This is a genomic window from Arthrobacter sp. 754, from assembly GCF_040548695.1.
In the GTDB taxonomy this organism is placed as follows: domain Bacteria; phylum Actinomycetota; class Actinomycetes; order Actinomycetales; family Micrococcaceae; genus Arthrobacter.
On record NZ_JBEPSC010000017.1, the window covers coordinates 1 to 1,004 of the forward strand.

1 rRNA gene is annotated in these 1,004 nt (G+C 55.4%); it reads left to right on the forward strand.

Annotation, left to right across the window (positions count from 1 at the left end):
• Positions 1-553 precede the first annotated feature (553 nt).
• Positions 554-1,004: ribosomal RNA gene (locus ABIA70_RS21630) — 23S ribosomal RNA — on the forward strand; the annotation flags it as partial.

A 1,004-nucleotide genomic window follows, 5' to 3' on the forward strand; every position in this document is an offset into this window, starting at 1 on the left:
CCACCTTGCCTCATGAATTTGAGTGTGGAGGGGTTGTCAGGAGTATATGCCCGTTGCGCAGACGATTGTTCTGCGGCGGGTGCTCAAGGGTGGAATATCAACGAATAGGTGCCTGGCGGCACATGCCGGCGGCTAGTACGAACACTGTTCTGTGAGTAATCGCAGGGTCCGGTGTTCTGGAACGCGGCTGGTGGGTTTCGCTGGGTAGTGTTTGGCACACTGTTGGGTCCTGAGGCAACAGGGCCGTGATGGAGGGGGTTCGCAGCTACGGGTTGTGGGTGTTCCTTTGTGGCGGGTTTGTTTGTTTCTGGTTTCCTGGCTGCACCGATCACACGGTTTGTCCCCTTTGCGGGGGTGTGTGTGGGGTGTGTGGTTTGGGGTTGTTGTTTGAGAACTACATAGTGGACGCGAGCATCTTTTATAAGAAGCAATTTCCAAGAATATGAACCTGGATCTGTCCGGGCGTCTGTTGCTGTGGCCTTTTGGGGTTGTGGTGGTGGTGTCCGGGTGGTTTTCGTGGTTCTCTCGAAAATTAGCGTAATTGATCTTTTGTGGTCAAGTTTTTAAGAGCACACGGTGGATGCCTTGGCATTAGGAGCCGAAGAAGGACGTAGGAATCTGCGATAAGCCTGGGGGAGTCGATAACCGGACTGTGATCCCAGGGTGTCCGAATGGGGAAACCCCGCCAGGCGCGCGAGTGATCTGGTGACCCGCATCTGAACACATAGGGTGCGTGGAGGGAACGCGGGGAAGTGAAACATCTCAGTACCCGCAGGAAGAGAAAACAATAGTGATTCCGTCAGTAGTGGCGAGCGAACGCGGATCAGGCTAAACCGTTCCATGTGTGATAGCCGGCGGGCGTTGCATGGTCGGGGTTGTGGGACTTTCCGTACTGTCTCTGCCGGGACAGTGAGGTGTGATGTGCAGGCATAGGTGAACGGTCTTGAAAGGCCGGCCAGAGAGGGTGTGAGCCCCGTAACCGAAATGTTTTGTGCCGCCTGGAG